The sequence below is a fragment of the Chitinophaga sp. genome, assembly GCF_036569185.1.
Lineage (GTDB): Bacteria > Bacteroidota > Bacteroidia > Chitinophagales > Chitinophagaceae > Chitinophaga.
This window is the reverse complement of sequence record NZ_DATCRD010000241.1, coordinates 1-19764: the sequence shown is the minus strand read 5'-3', so window position 1 is coordinate 19764 and position 19764 is coordinate 1. Positions and strand designations below refer to the sequence as shown.

Here is a 19764-nt window from a genome sequence, read left to right as displayed (position 1 = left end):
TTTGATGTAGGCTCAATATTAACGTGGCTCCTGGCGAAGTTAGTGCCTTTGGATTGCAGCAACTCTACCAGCTTTTCTGCGCGGTAGGCAGACGTTTTCAGCATCTCCGGCAAGATCTGTTGTTCCAGGGCAATCATACCTTTTACACCGCCCTGTCCTCTCCTGGTGGCCTGCCACGGGCCGCCGTAGAAGGTTTTATCGAGATGGATATGCATGTCCCTGAAAGCAGGCAGCATCAGCCAGCCGTTGGCATCAATAGCGTTGGTGGCTTCCGGTTTATTGGCAGAAATGCTTTTTATTTTCCCGTCTTTGATTTCTATGCAGAACAGTTCCGTGTTTGTATGCACTACCTCTCCTTCTTCGTACACAAATCCTGTTTCAAGCCGCACGTTCTTTAACAGGTAGTTTTTCCCGCTATTAGCGGCTGCATTACCTGCAAACGCCCCGGCTGATCCCAACAGGCCGGATGCAAAAGCCATTCCTGTAAGCCCTAATCCAGACATCTTTATAAATTCCTTGCGGGATATTTCGGTCTTCTTCATAGCCCCTTTCTTTTTTGCAAAATTAGTCTTCCTGGCTTGCCGTTCTGTGAAGAATTCATGATATACCTTGAAAGATTTATCAATAATCGCCCGGGAATTATAAATCTTTCAAGTATCCGTATAGATAATGCAAAGTTCCGGAGATATTTACCGCTTACTTTGCGTAAATGAAACAAATGGATAAAATGGCAAACAATAACCGGTATACATTTAAGAATGTATTGCTGGAAACGGGTTTTGAGTATGATGGTGAAGAAGTGGTAAAAACGAAGACCGCGCTTTTCTGTGTTGAAATAGAAGACGGTAAAATTAAAGCGATCTCCCCTAACGATACAAACCAGGATGCCATCGATGCAAAAGGCTGGCTCATGCTCCCTGCTTTCAAAGATATGCATGCCCATTTGGATAAGATGCTCTATGGCCTTCCCTGGCAGGCCGTTTCCGCCAAAAGAAAAACCGTAAAGGACCAGATCGCCTATGAGCAAAAAATGATTCCTGAATGGCTGAAAACCTCTGTGGAACGGGCTGAAAAACTGATTGAATTCCTGCAGTCGAACGGTACGCACTATATCCGTTCCCATTTCAATATCGATCCTACTTCCGGCTTTGATTCATTAAAGCACCTGGAAACCGCGCTGAAAAACAAGGAGAAAACTACTGGTGCAGAACTAGTCGCTTTCCCACAGCATGGGGTGTTTTACACCAACACCGCTCCCCTGCTGAAAGAGGTGGCAAAAATGAACATCGATTTCATTGGAGGGGTAGATCCATATTCCATTGACGGAAGCATAGAAAGAACGATGGACCTGATCACGCAATTGGCTATCGATAACAATAAAGGAATTGATATCCACCTGCATGAAACAGGTGAAACCGGTATAAAAACTATTGAGTACCTGGTCAACAGGGCTAATGAAAATCCCGTGCTCCGTGGAAAAACCTTTGTGAGTCATGCTTTCGCGCTGGGGCATCTTCCGGCGCCGGAAACAGCGCGCATGGCAGCGCGACTAGCCGAAGCCGGTGTAGGCATTGTTTCTTCCGTGCCTTTCGGTAATACGATTATGCCTATTCCTCTGCTTAGAAAACATGGGGTGGAAGTGCTTATTGGTAACGATAATATCCAGGATCACTGGAGCACTTTCGGGCCTGGCCATATGCTTCAAAAAGCAAAACTCATCGCGGGCCTGTATGGCTACAGCTCAGAATGGGCGCTTTCAAGAGCACTTGGTTTTGCCACCAGGTATATACTCCCACTGGATGATAAAGGAAAGCGGCAATGGCCTGAAGCAGGCAACGACGCCAATCTTGTATTCCTGGAAGCAACCTGCTCCGCCGAAGCAGTAGCCAGGGTGTCACCGGTTAAATCGCTGGTGCATAAGGGGAATATTGTATTCTGATAAAAGCAGGTATAATTAAAATGGATGGCTCCTGATGCTTTCAGTGATCATCCATTTTAATTATCATAAATTTCCATATTTTCGAAGTGAAGCTCCCCGCTTAATTTTGCTGATATGAAAATTTATGACAATGCAGGATATGTGCCTGTTCTAGGTATCCAGGAATTCAGGAAAGGCCAGCTCGCCGGCAGGGAGGAATTTATCTTCAATGAACTGCATGGTGAACGGCATATCGACAAACCGCATAAGCATGATTTTTTTATCATCAACCTGTTTGAATCGGCAAAAGGGGTTCACACTATCGACTTCCACAACTACCCGATAGGTAATAAGCAAATTCATATGTTGTTTCCCGGCCAGGTGCATACCTGGAGCATTAAACCCCGTACAACAGGCTACCAGCTGATGATACAGCAGCATTTCTTTGAACGCTTCGCCTCCTTCTTCCGTTTCTCGTTTTCGAATTATATGAATCACCCGGTGATCCCGCTGAGCAATGAGAGCTTCAAATTGCTGAAGTATGAATTTGACGCCATCAGGGATGAACTGAATTCCGCTCACTCAGTACCTGAGATAATCAGTGCCAGGGCAGCCGTTATTGCCGCCATCGTGAGCAAAGAAGCAGAGCATCTTTTCACGGATCTGAAAGTGTTCCAGTCGAACCCCAGGCTTGCAAAGTTCAATATGCTGATTGATAAATTTTACAAGGAAGAAAAACTGGTGGGATTTTATGCATCGAAACTGCATATCTCAGCAAACTACCTGAATATCCTTTGTAAAAATCATCTTCATGTATCAGCCACCAAACTGATACAACAACGCGTACTGCTGGAAGCAAAACGGCTGCTGCAGTCAACGGATCTTTCCATAAAAGAAATTGCATTTGAGCTCGGCTTTGTGGATCATGCGTACTTTTCAAATTTCTTCAAAGCCCAGGCGGGTATTACGCCAACGCAATTCAGGGAGGGGTGATATTGCCAATTATCAAAATCCGGAATTGCCAAGATGCTGCCGCAAATATTCCGCCGTTACCGAGACGCTATTCTCCAACAGGTCAGAGACGGTTCCCGTGAATAAAACATTCCCTCCGTATTTTCCAGCCCCTGGCCCAATATCGATGATCCAATCGGCATGGGCAATAACGTCGAGGTTATGTTCGATCACGATCAGGGTATTGTCCTGATCTACCAGGGCATCCATAAAGTCAAGCAGCTTTTGGGTGTCGCTGGGATGCAACCCTGTACTTGGTTCATCGAGAACAATTATTTTGTTGGAGTGCTTCAGTTCCCTTGTCAATTTCAAACGCTGCCTTTCCCCACCGGAGAAACTATCCAGCCGCTGCCCCAGGCTTAGGTAACCTAGTCCCAGTTTAGACAGCATTTCAAACGAGCCTGCGTACAATTCGTCCGGGAAGAATCCAATCGCCTCTTCAACGGTCATGTTCATTACCTCAACAATATTCTTGTTGCTGTAAAGATATTTAAGCACCTCCGGTCTGAAACCTGAACCTCCACAAACTTCACAGGGCTGTTCTATGTCGTCCATAAATGCCAGATCGATTTTTTCTACTCCTATTCCCCTGCAGTTTTCGCAGGCACCTTCACTGTTTCTGCTAAAAAGCTTTGGAGAAACATGATTCGCTTTAGAGAATCGTCCTCTTAAATCATCAGAGAGGCCGAGATATGTAAGCAGGTTAGATCGTATGCCGGTGGCAAATAAGGACTGGTCGATAACAGTTATCTGCGGATAAAACGTGGGCAGCACCTTGTTGATCAGGGTGCTCTTGCCAGAACCTGCCACCCCTGTAACTACCGTCAATACACTTCGGGGGATTTTTACGCTGACGTTTTTGAGGTTATGCAGGTTACCGTGCTTAATCTCCAGGTATCCCTTTGCCTTTCTTCCGCCGTAATTAGCATGTGGCTTTCCTGCAAAATACAACCCTGTTTTCCCGGTTGATTTCTTTAGTCCCTCAAAGGTGCCTTCGTAAACAATTTCTCCTCCGTTTTTGCCGGATTGCGGCCCCATATCGATAACCCAATCGGCGATTTTGATAAGGTCGGGATCATGCTCAACAATCAGGACCGTATTTCCTTTGTCCTTTATCTGCCTGATGATAGAGGCGATATTGTGCAGGTCTTTAGGATGCAGCCCAATACTGGGTTCGTCGAAGATATAGAGCAGGTCTGTAAGGCTGTTGCCAAGGTTTTTGACCATTTTTATCCGCTGGCTTTCGCCGCCTGAAAGCGTATCTGTTCTCCTATCCAGCGTGAGGTATTGCAGCCCTATGTCGATGATATTCCTAAGTTTATTTTTAAGTTCTGTAAGTATGGTTTCATAGGTATTGGATTCCAGCGAACTGATAAACTCCAGCAGTTCATCTATAGAAAGCTGCGTGCAATCAGCAATATCTTTGTTGCCGATTTTGCACGACAGGATCTTATCGTTCAACCGCTTCCCGCCGCAGGCGGGACATGGCTTCGTAATAATGATATTTTTAAGGGCCTCCTTTCGCGTGATATTTTCCTTTGATTCCTTTTTCAGGAATGCTTTTTCGATCCGGGGCACTATGCCTTCGTATTTCACACTCTTCCTCCATCCCTTATGTGGTTTCCGGGGCTTATGTTCAGGAGCGTTTAACAGCATATCCAGTTCTTCCGGAGAATATTTTTCCAATTGTTTGTCGTTGTCGAAATAGCCCGACTGTGTATATCTTGTCAGACGCCAGCCGCCTGGCTGGAAAGTCGGGAACAGGATCGCGCCTTCGTTCAAAGACTTCTGCCTGTCGATCAAAGCCTCAACATTGACGGTCTGTACAAAACCAAGCCCTTCGCATTCGGGGCACATTCCCAGGGGATTGTTGAACGAAAACACATTTGAATATCCCACGAAGGGTTTTCCAATCCTGGAAAAAAGGAGTCTGAGAGCGGCATAAACATCCGTAGCTGTTCCTACGGTCGATCTTGCGTTACCGCCCAGCCTTTTCTGGTTGATGATGATGGGAACATTCAGGTTTTCGATTTTATCTACATCCGGCACTCCTATGTGCTGGAGGCGGTTCCTGAGAAAAATGCCCTGCGTTTCGTTAAACTGCCGTTGGGCCTCAGCGCCTACTGTTTCAAAAACCAGCGAGGATTTTCCCGAACCGGAAACCCCTGTAAAAACGACAATTTTATTTTTGGGTATCGCAACAGAGATATTCTTCAGATTATTTTGTCTGGCGTTAGATATGGTAATCTTCTTCATTCTCGTTAATTTTGCTAATAATTAACAAAGTTAACTATTTTATTCCATGGACCAGGGCCAAAGAAAATTTTATGAAGTATTTACAGATTTGCAATGCTTTATTTTGGCAAATATGCAAAAAGGCGATATAAACGGGGTGACGGCAACTCACTACAACATAATTGAATATGTATACCGCCACGACAAGTGTACAGGAAAACAGGTTGCAAAGGCCTTTAGTATAAGTCCACCGGCTATTTCCAGGCAGCTTAAATTCCTTATAGGAAACGGCTTTATTGAACAGGAGCAATCCCTGGCAGACCGCAGGGTCTTTTACCTGAGCGTTGCTGACAAGGGCAGGTTTATTGTTGACAACTCAGAAAACTTCAGGGAATCTGTTGCACAAAGGGTGGCTAAAACGCTCACAAAAACCGAGCTGAAGAACCTGACATCCCTGCTGGCAAAAGTTATGCATAACATGGATGGAACGGCCTCTTAGAAGCAGTTCCCAGCATCGTTATCACTCAACAATTAATAAAGCGGCCTGTGCTTACAGGCCGCTTTATTTCATTATCAGGTATCAATACTTGCTGTTTTTGCGGTGTTTGAATACCTGTTTTGCCATTTTTGTGAACTGTTTTTCATCCCGTCTCTTATCCGCCTCACTGGCCTGGAAATGGTATTGCTCACGCAATAGTTTCAGGTAGCTGCGGTATACCAGCTCAGGCAATGTGCCATTGTGAACCGCTGCTATGATGGCGCACCCGGGCTCATGCTGATGGGTACAATCGCCAAACCGGCATTGCGGCGCCAGCTCATCTATCAGCGGATGATACACGCCTCCGTTTCCGTTCTCTCCTGTAACGCCAAACTCGCGCATTCCTGGTACATCGATGATCATGCTGCCATTAGGAAGCAGTACGAGATGCCTGGCAGTAGTGGTATGTTTTCCCTTGCTGTTGGCGGTGCTCGTAGCGCCTTCTTCCTGCAGCTTATAACCCAGCAGGCTGTTGAGCAGCGTACTTTTGCCAACGCCGGACGATCCCAGGAGGATAAAAGTGTGCCGGGGCAGAAGATATTGATTCATCCACTCTTCCTGCTGCGCCTGATTCAATGCACTGGTAAGCACCACCGGGCAATTGTATCCCAGTTCCTGTACTTCCTGCCTGTACGTTTCGGGATCAGGTACAAGGTCTGTCTTATTGAGAATAACGACAGGCTGAATATTGCACTGCACGATCTGCTGCAGGTAACGTTGCAAACGCATCAGATTGTAATCGCGGTCGAGCCCCTGCACGATAAACGCGGTATCGATATTGGCTGCCAGCACCTGCCGCGTGCTTTGTGTACCAGGCGCTTTGCGGCTAAGTTCGTTGATGCGCGGTAGCGTATCGATAATGATGCCTTCCTCATCGTAACGTTTCACCAGCACCCAATCGCCTACTTTGGGAAAAGCTTCCGGTTCCCGGCTGTTCATAAGTGCGCCGGCGAGTTGTGCTTCCAGGTTACCTGTTCCGGTGATCAGCAGATGTTTAAATCCTTGAATGGACAGGACTCTCGCAGCTTCGAGGTCCTGGGACGTATTTATTTCGAAATGATGCATAAAATGCTCATTCCATCCGTACGACTGTAATGCCGACATGGTATAATAATTCTGTCTTGCATATGCGAACAGGCATAGCAAGGTTGTTTCAACAAATTAATTGAAGATTTACTGACGCAGGTAGCCGGGGAACATTAAAGCGGAATTGCTTTGTGGGCCTGCGTTAGGCGACAATGATCGACAAGAGGTTATATGTTGATTGGCGTGTCATAAGATGTAAAGGTAATGGAAATATCTCAAAGTTTCTTCCATAATGATAAGCGCCAAATGGAAGTGAATGTAATAATTCAAGTGTAAAAGAAAGTATGGTTCGGTATTCCCGGAAAAACTAACTTTGATGGGATCAATTATCGAACCGCACGGCTCAATGAAGCCGTTAAGTTAATATACGCACCGGACCCAAGAGTTTTCCCAAAATAAAAATGGACAAACCGAAATAAATCTCGATTTGTCCACTTTAGTGCCCAGAACTGGATTCGAACCAGCACACCCTTGCAGGCGCTGCGACCTGAACACAGTGCGTCTACCAATTTCGCCATCTGGGCAACTGATATCGTGTCAGGGCTGCAAATATAAGCAGCTGTTTTATTTTTCCAAAATTTCACTGAAATATTTTTTCAGTCAACCTCCGCAACTTCACTGAAAATCAGCCCGGTAAACAATAACGCGCCCGGGTTGTTAATTAGCATACAACCGCCAACATCATGACTTCTATCATCATTATCATCGTACTGATTGCGCTCAATTTCTACTTCTCCATTGCGGAAATTGGCCTGATATCCGTGGATAAAACGCTCCTGCAACAACAGGCCGACAATGGCAATAAAAAGGCCCTCAACGTGCTGAACCTCATCAAAGACCCGGACGAATTTCTCAGCGCGGTACAGGTGGGCATTACCCTGGTGGGCATACTCGAAGGGCTCTACGGCGGCGACCTGATGGCGGCATGGCTGGAGCCGGTATTCGTTTCCTGGGGCCTCCATAAAAGCATGGCCCACCTTGTTGCACTCATCGTGGGCGTGGGCGGCATTACCTACCTCACCATCGTTATCGGTGAACTGATCCCCAAAACCCTCGCCCTGCTGGATCCCCGGAAAGTATCTTATCTCATCACACCCTCTATGATCATCTTCTCAAAAATCACCTACCCTTTTATAAAATTACTTACCGCCAGTACAAAATTCATTCTCGGCCTTTTCTCGGTAAATACTATCCGGGAAGAAAAACTAACGGAAAACGACCTGCGGAGCATGCTCACCGCCGCTTACAAACAGGGACTGATAGACAAAGGAGAATTCACCCTTCACAAAAACCTGTTCTCTGCATACGACCTCACAGCGGAAAATATCATGACACCTTCCGCAATGATCACCTATATAAAAAACGGGATGAACAGGGATGAAATAACGGAAACGATTAAACGCAGTATTCATCGCACCTTCCCCGTGGTGAATGATAAAAAGGAAATGCTCGGCGCACTGGGCGCAAAGGAATTTATGCTGTATCCAGATAAGCCACTGGAAGCCTTGCTTAGCCCCGTCTCCTTCCTGTCGCTGAACCAGGCGGTATACGATATCTTCCAGCAGCTGCGTCATGAAAACACCAACATGGGCGTGGTGATCAATGAATACGGCGCCTGTGAAGGCATGATCTCTTACCACGATATTGTATCGGGCCTGCTTGGCGGCAGTCTCCCGGGATTCAACGCCACAGAGCGTTTCCTGGCACAGCAGCCGGATAAAAGCTGGCTTACGTATGGCTACACGCGACTGAGCTATGTCCGCGAAACACTCAGCTTTGAATGGCTCCGTGAATATGAAAAAGAAGATATCACTATTGCCGGGTTGCTCATCGATAAGCTGAAACACATTCCCGTGCCTGGTGAAAAAGTAATGCTCAACCAGGTAACATTTGAAATAAAAACAATGGACCACCACCGTATCGATGAAGTGATTATCCGTACGCAAACGCTTGCGCAATAATACTTTTGCTATAGTTTATCTTCCATAAGCTTTCTATCTTGACACAAACAACCTGATAGCCATGGTAAGAAAAACGCTGCTGCTGGGATTACTCGCCCTGCAGGGACTTATTTCCCCCGCTCAGACACGAAAACCGAATATTATTTTTATTTATGCAGATGACCTGGGATATGCTGAAACTGGCCCTTATGGCCAGCAGAAAATAAAAACGCCTCATCTCAACCGCCTCTCTGCGGAAGGGATTCACTTTAACCAGTTTTATACCAGCACACCGGTATGCGCGCCTGCACGCTGTATGATGCTCACCGGTCGCCACGGCGGCCACTCCTATATCCGTGGCAATTATGAAATGGGCGGCTTCGCCGATTCGCTGGAAGGCGGGCAAATGCCTTTACCGGAAGGCACGGTGACCATCGGCACCATGTTGCAGCGGGCCGGCTACACTACCGGCGCCATCGGCAAATGGGGACTGGGCATGCCATACAACACCGGCGATCCCAACCGGCAGGGATTCGATTACTTCTATGGATACCTGGACCAGAAGCAATCACACAGCTTCTATCCTACCCACCTCTGGGAAAACGGGAAAGCCGACAGTCTCCGGAATACTTTTATCGATGTGCATAGGCCCCTGTCGCCAGCTACCGCCACCGATGCTGACTTCGATTATTACAAGGGAAAAGATTATGCGATAGATGAAATGACGCAGAAAGCCATTCAGTTCATCAGGAAAAATCAACAACGCCCCTTCTTTCTTTATCTCCCCTATACCATACCGCATGTTTCCCTGCAGGTGCCCGACAGTGCGCTCCGGCAATACCTCGGGCAGTTCAATGAAAAGCCCTACTATGGCCAGCAAGGCTACAGCCCCCAGAAATACCCGCTATCGGCCTACGCGGCCATGATCACCTACCTGGATTCACAGGTTGGCATTATTATGGACCTGGTGGCCAGCCTGGGGCTGGACAAGAACACGATTATCATGTTTTCGAGCGATAACGGCACCACTTTCAACGGCGGGGTGGATGCTGCCTTCTTTAACAGCACCGGGGGCCTGAAAGGGCTTAAAATGGACCTTTACGAAGGTGGTATCCGGGAACCGTTTATTGTGCGCTGGCCAGGGAAAATACCTGCAGGCGCCTCATCAGAGTTGCCAGGCGCGCAGTACGACCTGATGGCCACCATTGCCGCCATGGCGGGCATCCCCGCTCCACCCAATGATGGTATTTCACTGCTGCCGGAAATGACCGGCAAACGGGCCCAGGTTACTGAAAGAAAATACCTCTACTTTGAATATCCCGAAAAAGGCGGCGCTGTTGCCATTCGCATGGGAAAATGGAAAGCCATAAAAAACGGCCTGAAGAAAAACCCTGCTGCGCCCTGGGAGCTATATGACCTCAGCACAGATAAGGGAGAAGAACATGATGTGGCTGCCGCACATCCGGAACTGTTGCCTGAGTTCAGCAACATCGTGAAAAAAGAGCACCGGAACGCACATATCAACGAATGGGAATTCATCAATCCAAAGATCAGCAAAACAAAATAAAAAACAGTGCAGGGATTTTCAACGCTACCCGGAAATCCCTGCTTCATTTACCTGGACTCCCACTTAAACCATTTCACACCCAAACTTACGAACAGGATGGTATAACCCACAGCCGCCAGCAAAGCCCAGGTGGTATTCATGTTCCAGCCGGCAGGATCCAGGCTGGCTGCCAGCAGCCCCCTTACCACCCCATATGGCGACCAGATCACCAGCTGCGCTATTTGCTTCCCCAACACCCCAAATTCGCCAAACATTCCTATCATAATAAATATAAAATACACCAGGCGGGTAGTAGAGTTAACGGTATCGGGATTCCTGATCAGCCCCACAATGGCCTGCCCCAGGGCCAGGTACACAAAGCCACCCAGCAACGCCATCAGCAAACCTGCCGTATAACCCACCGGCGATACCTGGATATTATCCACAAAATAACCACCTGTAAAAACAAGTACTGTCATCAGCAAAATCATTCCCAGCTGCACAGTTAAGCGGCTCATCATAATAGTCCAGGCAGAGAGCGGCCCTACTCTCAGCCGTTGAAACACGCCCCTGTCACGGTCCCGCGCAATACTGTTGGAATAGCCCATAAGCCCGATGCTGGTGAGGCCAATCGTAATACAGGACGACAACACAAACATACCTCCCAGCTTATCTACCAGCCCTTTCCAGGATATCAGTATTACAAGCGGCACCAGCAGTACCAGTACGAAAGAACGGCGGTTGCGCCACAGTGTCGTAAGATCGGCCCGCAGCAAAGCGGCCATTACAGTTGTATTTTTGGGTACTCTTGTTTCCATAATGATCACATTTTAATTAAGAACGTACAGCCGTTCCCGTTAATCCGATAAACACATCTTCCAAAGTAACTTTTCCTTTCCTTACTACGCGCAGCACTTCCGGGTTTTCACGATGCTCCGCAATCAGCGCCTCCGGGGTATCTATAGCAATAATGCGCCCATGATCAATGATTGCGATACGGTCGCATACCGCTTCTGCTTCTTCCATAGAATGCGTAGTAAGCAATACGGCATGCCCATTATTGCGGAAGTGCTCCATCCGCTCCCATAGCTGGCGCCGCGATTGCGGGTCAAGCCCTGTGGTGGGCTCATCCAGCAGCACCAGCCGGGGCTGATGAATAGTAGAGATCACCAGTGACACACGCTGCTGCTGACCGCCGGAGAGCTGGGAGATCTTTTTACCGGCAGCTTCCTCCAGCTTGATCTCCGCCAGTTTGGCCCTTACCGCGTCGTCTTCCAGGTTCACGCCATAAATACTGGCAAATAACCGGATGATCTCCGAAATAGTAAGCTCCGGCTGAAAACTGGTGGCCTGCAATTGTACGCCCATATTGGCGCGGGCATGCAAGGGCTGCTCCCTGGTGTTGAAACCCGCTACCGTAATATTACCGGAAACTGGACGCAGTAATCCTTCAATAGCGCTGAGGGTACTGGTTTTGCCGGCGCCGTTGGGACCCAGCAAACCGAAAATTTCACCGGCATGTACTTCAAAGGAAACATCTTTCACCGCCTGGAATGTGCCGTAACGGACATTCAGCTGGCTCACCACCAGCACAGGATCTGCAGTTTGTTGTGGAGGAATCATCTTCTTTAAATTGATGACCGAAATTACAATAAACATAAAGATAGCACCGGGTAAACCGGTGAATGCCACCGGAAAAGCGGTAAACGAAGGGGTTAAAACGGTGAACGATGGTAATTGTCCGGAAATGAGAACCGCTGTTCAGAAACGGACAACAACGTATCTCCAAAAATACTGAATATGAATACATTGTATTTTTGACCTGCTTTTTGCAGCTTCCGCTAACCATGATTAACAGTTACCTGAAAACCGCCCTCCGCAGCCTTACAAGGAAGAAAACATTTGCGATCCTGAATATTGCAGGACTGGCCACCGGCATTGCTGCCGGCCTTATTATTTTCCTGGTGATCAGTTATGAACGGAGCTTCGATGCCTGGCATACCCGTGCAAACAGGATATACCGCGTTACCACCAACGTGATCAACCGGAGCAACGGGGAAGTGAACGAGCGGTTAAGTAATGTAAACTGGGAGCTGCCCGAAAAAATGAAAACTGATTTCCCCGGCGTGGAAAAAGCCGGGATCATTTCTTTCCAGGGCGGCGCACAAATGTATGTGCCCGCACCGGGGGGCGCTACAGAGAAGCGGTTTAAGCAAAGCGGCATCTTTTATACCTCTCCCGGTATATACAACATCTTTGATTATTCCTGGCTGGCCGGTAATGCAGAGGGATTGTCGGCTCCCAATACAGTGGTACTATCGGAAAAAGTGGCGCAGGCTTATTTCGGGGATATTCATGCCGCCATTGGAAGAACTATTCAGATGTGGTCCTACAGGGTACCGCTGCAGGTAACCGGCGTGTTTAAAGACCTGCCTGAAAATACAGACCTGCCCATACAGGTAGGCGTATCTTACAACACATTGAAAACGCTGGCGCCGGAGGATTTTATTGCGGGCAAACAATGGCAGGCGGTGAACGGCTTTGGACAGTGCTTTGTGCTATTGAACAAACAGGGTAACACGGCCGCTATTGACGCAGGGTTACCGGCATTTGTGAACCGGTACTACAAACCTGATAACAACCGGCTTCCGCAAATTAAGCTGCAGCCGTTGCCGGCTATGCACCTGGATAAACGCTATTATAACTTCATCCCTGCAGCGCTTACATCGAAAGAGTTGTGGGCGCTGGCTTTCATCGGTATCTTCCTTGTGCTGGTGGCCTGTATCAACTTCATTAACCTGGCTACGGCATTGTCTGTAAACAGGTCGAAGGAAATTGGCGTGAGAAAGGTGCTTGGCAGCAACCGCCTGCAGCTGTTTTCCCAGTTCCTGTCCGAAACGGCTGTTATTACGCTGCTTTCCATTGTGGTTGCCATCATTATTACAATGTTGGTATTGCCTTATGCAGGCAGCCTGGTGAACCGGGAACTGCGGTTGTCTTTACTGGCAACGCCTGCAGTGTGGGCTGCGCTCCTGGCCTGTGGCGCCGTGGTAACATTGTTGTCCGGTTGCTACCCCGGCATGATCGTTTCCGGTTTTAACGCCGTTACCGCGCTGAAAAGCAGGATCAGTATCAAATCCACCGGGGGCGTATCATTGCGGCGGGGACTGGTGGTATTCCAGTTCGTGATTGCACAACTGCTGGTGATTGGTACGCTGGTAGTGCTGAAGCAAATGAATTATGTGAGGCATCAGTCGATAGGATTTAATAAAGAAGCAGTAGTGCTGATCAATCTTCCCAGCGACAGCTCCCTGAAAACAAAATACCAGTACCTTAAAACCAGCCTGGCAGCGCTGCCGGGAGTTACAAGCACCAGCTTATGCGTGGATGCGCCTTCTACTTCCTGGCAATTCCTGCGGGATTTCCAGTTTGATACCAACCCTGAAGTACAGCCTTTCAAAATAGCTGCCAAAGCAGCGGACTCCGATTATTACAATACTTTTGGCATCCGGCTGAAAGCCGGCAGGTTACCCTATCAAAGCGATACGTTGAATGAAATTATCGTTAATGAAACCACTGTAAAAAAACTGGGCCTGTCTTCTCCCGAAAATATTATCGGCAAAAAGATCACTATGAACCAGAAAAGCTATCCCGTGGTAGGAGTGATAAACGACTTCAACAGCCAATCGCTGCATGAAGCCATTACCCCTGTATTCATTGGTTCCGATTATAACGCTTACGAATTTATTGCAGTGAAACTGGACCCTGAAAAAATAAGCGCTACCCTGAAATCAGTACAGCAAACCTTCACCAGCATTTATCCCACCTACCTCTATGACCTTTTCTTTCTGGATGAACGGATCAGGGAATTTTATCAGGCAGATGTTATTACCGCCAAATTGTTCCAGGTATTTGCGGGCATTGCGATATTTATTTCCTGCCTGGGCTTATACGGACTGGTTTCTTTCATGGTTACCAACCGTACCCGGGAAGTGGGTATCCGTAAAGTATTGGGCGCATCTGTCAACAATATTCTCCTGCTGTTCTCAAAAGAATTCATGTTGCTGATCGGAATTGCCTTTATCATTTCTGCGCCGCTGGGATATTACTTTATGCAGGGCTGGTTATCGGGATTCTACTATCATACAGTGATTGGCGCAGGTATTTTTGTTAGTGCCATTGCGTTGTCGTTATTGATGGCATGGATCACGGTAGGTTACAAGGCGCTGAAAGCAGCTTTGTCCAACCCCGTAAAAAACCTGCGGGAAAACTAAGTGTTATAAGGTCACCAGCTGCCGGCGAAGCGCTTCCAGCACCATACCGGTACGGCTTTGTACATTCAATTTGTTAAACAATATTTCGCGGTAGCCATCCACTGTTCTTTCCGTTACATTCATTTTAGCAGCGATGGCTTTATAGGTAAGATCGCTGCAGGCCAGGTGAAGGAATTCCCGTTCCCGCTCTGTGAGTGTTTGTTTTTGCTCCGACTGCAACAGCAGGCGGCGGTAGTTGACATTGGAGGCGTCGTTGCTGTACTGGCCTGTGGTGTAGATCTCCTTTAATGCCTTCTCCAGTTCCGTGGGGTGAATATCTTTAAGGAGATAGGCACAGCACCCGGCCTTCAGCATTTCTATGATCGTGGCGTCATTGTCTTTCATCGAAAGGGCCACTACTTTCACCGTAGGATATAATTTCAGTACAGCTTCCGTGGCTTTGGCCCCATCCATTACCGGCATATTTACATCCAGCAACAGGATATCCGGTGGTGCAGATAACTGGGCCAGCTTATCCAGCATCTCTTCGCCATTCATCGCCTCGGCCACGATGTGAAAACCTGCGAAGCCGCCCACCAGTAAACTAAGCGATTTCAGGAACAACTGGTGATCATCTGCAATACCTATGTTGATCTTCATAAACAAAAATTATTCAAGGGGTAATGTTATCAATACGGCCGTACCGCCGGCGGTGGTTACTTCCCAGCGGATATCGCCTCCGAGTAAGCTGGTGCGGTGCTGCATATTCCGGATGCCCATACCGATAGACGCCATACTGTCTTTATCAAAGCCGGAACCATCATCTGCAATAATGAGGATCAGCTGCTGATCTGCCTTCCGGATGCTGATATCGATCACCTGTGGCCGGGCATGTTTAATACAGTTCTGCATGGCTTCCTGGATGATCCGGAACAGGATGATCTGTGGCTCCGCCTGCAGGGGCAACTCCACCAGCTCATAGGTAAATTTCACCGTAATGGCCCGGCTGGAATTGATCCTTTCCACTTCCGCCTTCAGGTTTTCTACCAGGCTGAACTGATCCAGCCACTGGCGGCTGAATGATTTTGAAAGCGCCCGCAGGTGTTGAATGGCGGTGCTCAGGGTATTTTCTGCAATCTGCAACGTATCCGGGATTTCCTGCATGCTCCTTTGGGTAACATTGATCAGGAGCTTGGTGCTGCTTAATAACTGGCCTATATCGTCATGCAATTCCTGTCCGAGGTGGGCAAAGGCTTCTTCCTGCATTTCAATCTGGGACCACATTAATTGTTTGTCGTAATCTTCTTTCATTAACTTAAGCTGATGTAAATATGCATCCTGCTTCTTCTTATAACTTATTACCGCAGCCACTACCACCAGTCCCATGATGGTAACCAGCAACGAAATAAAAATCACCGCTACAAAGAGATCCTGTTTGACCGGAAGCATACTACGCCTTTTATCAGCATAATATACAACAGGTAATTGGATAATGAGTTCAACACCGCGAAAAAATGCCTGGCCCTGGCCGTATCATTTTCCAGTAGCAGGTTATAAAAGGCGTTTACACTCACGGAAGCCGCGAAGTAAATAAAGAAGGCAAGGGTTAACCAAAAAACAGGGTGCCGGAATATAGATGCTTCACTATCCGGGGTTATTGAAAAAAAGGATAAAAGGCACCAGCAAATAACCAGGAAGCTTTCTATGGTAATGTTAATACCCGGAAAGGCACGCCATCCGTCCATTACGAAGCTGTAGAAAAGAGACACAAAGCAAAACACGAAAATGGAAATACCCATTAATAAGCGCCAGCGATAGTCCCTGATCCCCGATCGGAGAATAATTGTAATCAAACTATATTCCAGCACCACAAAAAAATGATACACTATAAAAAAACCTAAACCTTTTGTGCCGATTATTTCTACTATCACTTCCGTAATAATAGATACGCCGAGCAATACAGTCAGCAGCTTTACTTCCCTGTGCTCCAGGTGAAACAAACTGATAATAAAACAGGCTATCAATAAAGCATAATATGCATACACCCAACCGTTCATCGGCACAAAAAATTTAAAACTGGTTTAGCTATTAAAACAGAAGATCCAGGTCGGCCGTGGCTAGCGGCGATCCCTGTGCCTTCAGCAGGTCAAACAATTGCTTGAGCGGTCCCCTGGGGCCCGGGGTACCATTACCCCTCTCTTCAATCTTAGGATCTCCGGTATCATGAACCATATTATTCGTAGTAGCTTTCTGCAGCAGCTGCGCATATCCTACCTGTTCCTGGTTTGCAGTAAGTCCTTCTGCCACCAGGCTGAGCTTCTCATTGGCCTCAGGAATGGCAAAATGAAAACGGATGTACTCACAGCCTTCCTGGCTTAAGATACGTAAAAGAGAGGCTTTACTGAAATCCACTGCATACGATCCCTGAAATAAAGGGATCAGCGCAGGGTTTGCAATTAAAAATTTGTAGAAGTTGTTCAGCATGCCGAAATATGCTTCGGCGGTAATTGGCATTCCATAGGTTACCAGCTGGTCCGAAGTAAAAGGCATACGGTAATCCAGCTGTTCAGTAAGAGGTTTAAGGTAGCCCTGGTCATTACAACCATAGCCAGCAAGGGACATTTGATCACTCATGTTAGGTCAGTTTAGTGGAAACAAATATTTGACTTTTTACTCATGACTGTTACCGGGAAAATCCCCGGTAACACATTTTACTGCTATCCACCTGCATCGCCCTTTTTATTATAGTTTTAATAACCCCAGCTTGTGAAGGGTATTCACGGGCTTGTTGTCCCAGAACAATTCAAAGTCTTCCAGCCCGGCGGCCTCGTAGCTGTCTTTCACTTCCTGCAGCGTATAGGTTTTGGCGTTAGCTACCGACAGCTGCTGCAGCATTTGCGCCAGCCATTGTCCCTGGGGTGGCTGTACGCTGATATTTACCTTCTCTTTTTTGCCCTGGAAAGTCAGGGAAGACATTTCCCAGGTACTTCCCTTCTTCGACTTCGTAATAATTTCCATGGCTGGCTGTTTGCCCAGGTATACCACTTTGGAAGTTGGCTTCACCGTACCGGCTTCTTCCTCCATCAGTGCGGTAGTGATAAAATCCGGATGTACCGTGGTTTTCGGCACTTTGAAATCGAACCATTTTGATAACGGGAAATCCAGGCAGGCGCCGTGCATAAAGTTCAGCAGTGATTTCTTCAACCCATAGCTGAAAGCCTCATGATCAGTACCGGTGGGGTCGATATGCATAATATCGTTATTGGCAAAGGCGCCTGTCTCTTCTGTTTCCTTTTGCACGTTGAATTTCGCGGGGTTCAATCCTACCGGGCTGTGGGCCGTCATGGTAAACTGGTGCCAGAAAGCGGATTGCAGTATCCCCGCCTGGAACATCTGGCGTACCATTTCCAATGCGTCAATGGTTTCCTGCGCGGTTTGTGTGGGAAATCCATACATCAGGTAGGCATGCACCATGATACCGGCTTCGGTGAAGTGCCGGTTCACCCTTGCTACCTGGGCCACAGTAATGCCTTTCTGGATAAGCCCCAGCAAGCGGTCGGACGCTACTTCCAGTCCGCCTGAAACCGCAATGCACCCTGATGCCTTGAGTAACAGGCACAGGTCCCGGGTAAAACTTTTCTCAAAACGGATATTCGTCCACCAGCTAACGGTAAGCTTACGCCGGATGATTTCCAGCGCCAATGCCCTCATCAGTGCGGGAGGCGCGGCTTCATCCACGAAGTGGAAACCGTTCTGCCCTGTTTGCGCAATAATGGTTTCCATGCGGTCGCACAGCAATGAGGCGGTAATGGGCTCGTATATCTTTATATAATCAAGAGAAATATCACAGAAAGTACATTTACCCCAATAGCAGCCATGCGCCATGGTGAGCTTGTTCCAGCGCCCGTCGCTCCAAAGGCTGTGCATGGGATTTACCACCTCGATGGCGGAAATATATTTATCCAGCAGCAGGTCGCTGTAATCCGGCGTGCCCAGTTGAGCCTGTTTATAATCATGCGTGGCGGGGCTGTTCACGTAGGTTACTTTCTCTTCCGCCAGCAGGAAAGTACGCTTCAGTTCTTCCGCAGTCTTTTTTCCTTCCAGGAACAGGAGCAGGTTTTCCAATGGCGCTTCTCCATCATCGAGCGTTATAAAATCCACGAACTCAAACACCCGGGCATCCGCCAGTGAGCGCAGTTCCGTATTGGGAAAGCCGCCGCCCATTGCCACTTTCACCGCGGGATAATGCTGTTTGATCCACTGCCCGCAGCGCAATGCCGCATACAGGTTGCCGGGAAAAGGCACAGAAATGGCTACCATAGCGGGTTGCACCCGTTGCATATGTAATGCCAGCAGGTCGGTAAGGATCATATCTATATAAGTATAACCCGCCTGTAACGCGGCATAGAGCTCATCAAAGCTATTAGCGGAACGGCTCAGGCGTTCTGCATACCGGCTAAACCCAAAATGCGGGTCTACACACTCCATGATGAGGTCCGATAAGTCTTCCAGGTACATAGTAGCCAGGTGTTTTGCCTTATCCTGTGTGCCCATGGCCCCAAAGGCCCAGTTCAGGTCATCCAGCTGTGCGAACCGCGATGCTTCCGGCAGGTAATCCCGTTTGCAGATCAGGTGCGCCAGGGTCGGATTTTTTCCCTGTAGGAATAAAATAACCGCGTCTATGGTTTGTATATAATCGTCCTGTAACACCAGCATTCTTGCAATATTCTCTGAAGCCGCCACCGGCGGGGCTCCGATATGCGCAAACAACTGTTCCAATCCCTGTTTTGAAAATAAACGGAGCGTTACCTCGATACCGAGGTCCGACTGGAAGGAAGTAATGTTCTTTGTATTCAGAAATCCTTTCAGGTAAGCTGTGGCCGGGTATGGCGTGTTCAGCTGGGTAAACGGTGGTGTTATTAAAAAAACAGAATTACTCAAGTCGCGTTATTTAAAACGCAAATCTACCGCTTTTTGCGCGGAGTTTGTCTGACTCAGGATTATGATGATTACATTGATTACGCTGATTTTATTTTTTTTCTTATGCAGACGGTTGCTGTTGGGCTAATTTTGCCCAGGGGTTGGTGTATCCGGGCGGAGTTTGTCTGACTCAGGATTATGATGATTACATGGATTACGCTGATTTTATTTTTTTCTTATGCAGACGGTTGCTGTTGGGCTAATTTTGCCCAGGGGTTGGTGTATCCGGGCGGAGTTTGTCTGACTCAGGATTATGA

15 protein-coding genes, 1 tRNA gene and 1 pseudogene are annotated in these 19764 nt (G+C 47.8%); 6 read left to right on the top strand and 11 right to left on the bottom strand.

Going from position 1 to position 19764, the window contains the following annotated elements; translation table 11 throughout:
* Positions 1-542: pseudogene (locus tag VIM72_RS18460) on the bottom strand (deaminase); the annotation flags it as partial.
* 185 nt (positions 543-727) lie between these two features.
* On the opposite strand from VIM72_RS18460, the gene VIM72_RS18455 reads away from it, so the two are divergent.
* Positions 728-1939, top strand: a complete 1212-nt coding sequence (locus VIM72_RS18455) for an amidohydrolase (protein ID WP_332004302.1) — start codon at positions 728-730, stop codon at positions 1937-1939.
* Between the two features lie 114 nt (positions 1940-2053).
* Positions 2054-2911, top strand: coding sequence for a helix-turn-helix transcriptional regulator (locus VIM72_RS18450; RefSeq protein WP_332004301.1), 858 nt, complete (start codon positions 2054-2056; stop codon positions 2909-2911).
* A gap of 12 nt (positions 2912-2923) precedes the next feature.
* Here VIM72_RS18450 and VIM72_RS18445 read toward each other — a convergent pair whose 3' ends face one another.
* Positions 2924-5185: an excinuclease ABC subunit UvrA gene (locus VIM72_RS18445; protein ID WP_332004300.1), complete on the bottom strand. Its 2262-nt coding sequence runs from the start codon at positions 5183-5185 to the stop codon at positions 2924-2926.
* 112 nt (positions 5186-5297) lie between these two features.
* Between VIM72_RS18445 and VIM72_RS18440 the strand changes: the two genes are divergently transcribed.
* Positions 5298-5663, top strand: a complete 366-nt coding sequence (locus tag VIM72_RS18440; RefSeq protein ID WP_332004299.1) for a MarR family winged helix-turn-helix transcriptional regulator — start codon at positions 5298-5300, stop codon at positions 5661-5663.
* Between the two features lie 81 nt (positions 5664-5744).
* Here VIM72_RS18440 and rsgA read toward each other — a convergent pair whose 3' ends face one another.
* Positions 5745-6806, bottom strand: coding sequence for a ribosome small subunit-dependent GTPase A (rsgA, locus tag VIM72_RS18435; RefSeq protein WP_332004298.1), 1062 nt, complete (start codon positions 6804-6806; stop codon positions 5745-5747).
* A gap of 422 nt (positions 6807-7228) precedes the next feature.
* Positions 7229-7312, bottom strand: a tRNA-Leu gene (locus VIM72_RS18430).
* A gap of 159 nt (positions 7313-7471) precedes the next feature.
* Here VIM72_RS18430 and VIM72_RS18425 point away from each other — a divergent pair.
* Positions 7472-8749 carry a hemolysin family protein gene (locus VIM72_RS18425; RefSeq protein ID WP_332004297.1) on the top strand — a complete coding sequence of 426 codons (1278 nt, stop codon included), beginning with the start codon at positions 7472-7474 and terminating at the stop codon, positions 8747-8749.
* Positions 8750-8810: 61 nt separating this feature from the next.
* Entirely contained in the window at positions 8811-10295 is a 1485-nt protein-coding gene (locus VIM72_RS18420) for an arylsulfatase (protein ID WP_332004296.1), read from the top strand.
* A 47-nt stretch (positions 10296-10342) separates the two neighbouring features.
* Here the strand turns inward: VIM72_RS18420 and VIM72_RS18415 are convergent, their stop codons facing one another.
* Together VIM72_RS18415 and VIM72_RS18410 are read right to left on the bottom strand one after the other, a co-directional pair.
* Positions 10343-11092 (bottom strand): ABC transporter permease, encoded by a 750-nt coding sequence (locus VIM72_RS18415; RefSeq protein ID WP_332004295.1) that lies wholly within the window; start codon positions 11090-11092, stop codon positions 10343-10345.
* 16 nt (positions 11093-11108) lie between these two features.
* Positions 11109-11897 carry an ABC transporter ATP-binding protein gene (locus tag VIM72_RS18410; protein ID WP_332004294.1) on the bottom strand — a complete coding sequence of 263 codons (789 nt, stop codon included), beginning with the start codon at positions 11895-11897 and terminating at the stop codon, positions 11109-11111.
* A gap of 224 nt (positions 11898-12121) precedes the next feature.
* Between VIM72_RS18410 and VIM72_RS18405 the strand changes: the two genes are divergently transcribed.
* Positions 12122-14548 (top strand): ABC transporter permease, encoded by a 2427-nt coding sequence (locus VIM72_RS18405; RefSeq protein WP_332004293.1) that lies wholly within the window; start codon positions 12122-12124, stop codon positions 14546-14548.
* A 3-nt stretch (positions 14549-14551) separates the two neighbouring features.
* On the opposite strand, the gene VIM72_RS18400 is transcribed toward VIM72_RS18405, so the two are convergent.
* The 5 genes from VIM72_RS18400 to VIM72_RS18380 all read right to left on the bottom strand — a co-directional run bounded on the left by VIM72_RS18400 (position 14552) and on the right by VIM72_RS18380 (position 19468).
* Complete coding sequence (locus VIM72_RS18400; RefSeq protein WP_332004292.1) at positions 14552-15187, bottom strand: response regulator transcription factor; 636 nt, start codon at positions 15185-15187, stop codon at positions 14552-14554.
* A 9-nt stretch (positions 15188-15196) separates the two neighbouring features.
* Entirely contained in the window at positions 15197-15976 is a 780-nt protein-coding gene (locus VIM72_RS18395; protein WP_332004291.1) for a sensor histidine kinase, read from the bottom strand.
* The gene (locus tag VIM72_RS18390) at positions 15946-16584 is read right to left on the bottom strand and encodes a hypothetical protein (RefSeq protein WP_142686794.1); all 639 of its coding nucleotides are present in this window, start codon (positions 16582-16584) and stop codon (positions 15946-15948) included. Before VIM72_RS18390 ends, VIM72_RS18395 begins: the two co-directional genes overlap by 31 nt.
* 31 nt (positions 16585-16615) lie before the next feature.
* Positions 16616-17161: a hypothetical protein gene (locus VIM72_RS18385; protein ID WP_332004290.1), complete on the bottom strand. Its 546-nt coding sequence runs from the start codon at positions 17159-17161 to the stop codon at positions 16616-16618.
* 108 nt (positions 17162-17269) lie between these two features.
* Entirely contained in the window at positions 17270-19468 is a 2199-nt protein-coding gene (locus VIM72_RS18380) for a B12-binding domain-containing radical SAM protein (RefSeq protein WP_332004289.1), read from the bottom strand.
* Between the last annotated feature and the right edge of the window lie 296 nt (positions 19469-19764).

Bases quoted from the DNA above. Each gene is read 5' to 3' on its own strand.
- VIM72_RS18385 (WP_332004290.1), bottom strand. From the start codon at position 17,161: ATGAGTGATCAAATGTCCCTTGCTGGCTATGGTTGTAATGACCAGGGC.
- VIM72_RS18450 (WP_332004301.1), top strand. From the start codon at position 2,054: ATGAAAATTTATGACAATGCAGGATATGTGCCTGTTCTAGGTATCCAG.
- VIM72_RS18420 (WP_332004296.1), top strand. From the start codon at position 8,811: ATGGTAAGAAAAACGCTGCTGCTGGGATTACTCGCCCTGCAGGGACTT.
- VIM72_RS18410 (WP_332004294.1), bottom strand. From the start codon at position 11,897: ATGATTCCTCCACAACAAACTGCAGATCCTGTGCTGGTGGTGAGCCAG.
- VIM72_RS18440 (WP_332004299.1), top strand. From the start codon at position 5,298: ATGCAAAAAGGCGATATAAACGGGGTGACGGCAACTCACTACAACATA.
- VIM72_RS18400 (WP_332004292.1), bottom strand. From the start codon at position 15,187: ATGAAGATCAACATAGGTATTGCAGATGATCACCAGTTGTTCCTGAAA.
- VIM72_RS18425 (WP_332004297.1), top strand. From the start codon at position 7,472: ATGACTTCTATCATCATTATCATCGTACTGATTGCGCTCAATTTCTAC.
- VIM72_RS18405 (WP_332004293.1), top strand. From the start codon at position 12,122: ATGATTAACAGTTACCTGAAAACCGCCCTCCGCAGCCTTACAAGGAAG.
- VIM72_RS18395 (WP_332004291.1), bottom strand. From the start codon at position 15,976: ATGCTTCCGGTCAAACAGGATCTCTTTGTAGCGGTGATTTTTATTTCG.
- VIM72_RS18445 (WP_332004300.1), bottom strand. From the start codon at position 5,185: ATGAAGAAGATTACCATATCTAACGCCAGACAAAATAATCTGAAGAAT.
- VIM72_RS18415 (WP_332004295.1), bottom strand. From the start codon at position 11,092: ATGGAAACAAGAGTACCCAAAAATACAACTGTAATGGCCGCTTTGCTG.
- VIM72_RS18390 (WP_142686794.1), bottom strand. From the start codon at position 16,584: ATGAACGGTTGGGTGTATGCATATTATGCTTTATTGATAGCCTGTTTT.
- VIM72_RS18455 (WP_332004302.1), top strand. From the start codon at position 728: ATGGCAAACAATAACCGGTATACATTTAAGAATGTATTGCTGGAAACG.
- rsgA (WP_332004298.1), bottom strand. From the start codon at position 6,806: ATGTCGGCATTACAGTCGTACGGATGGAATGAGCATTTTATGCATCAT.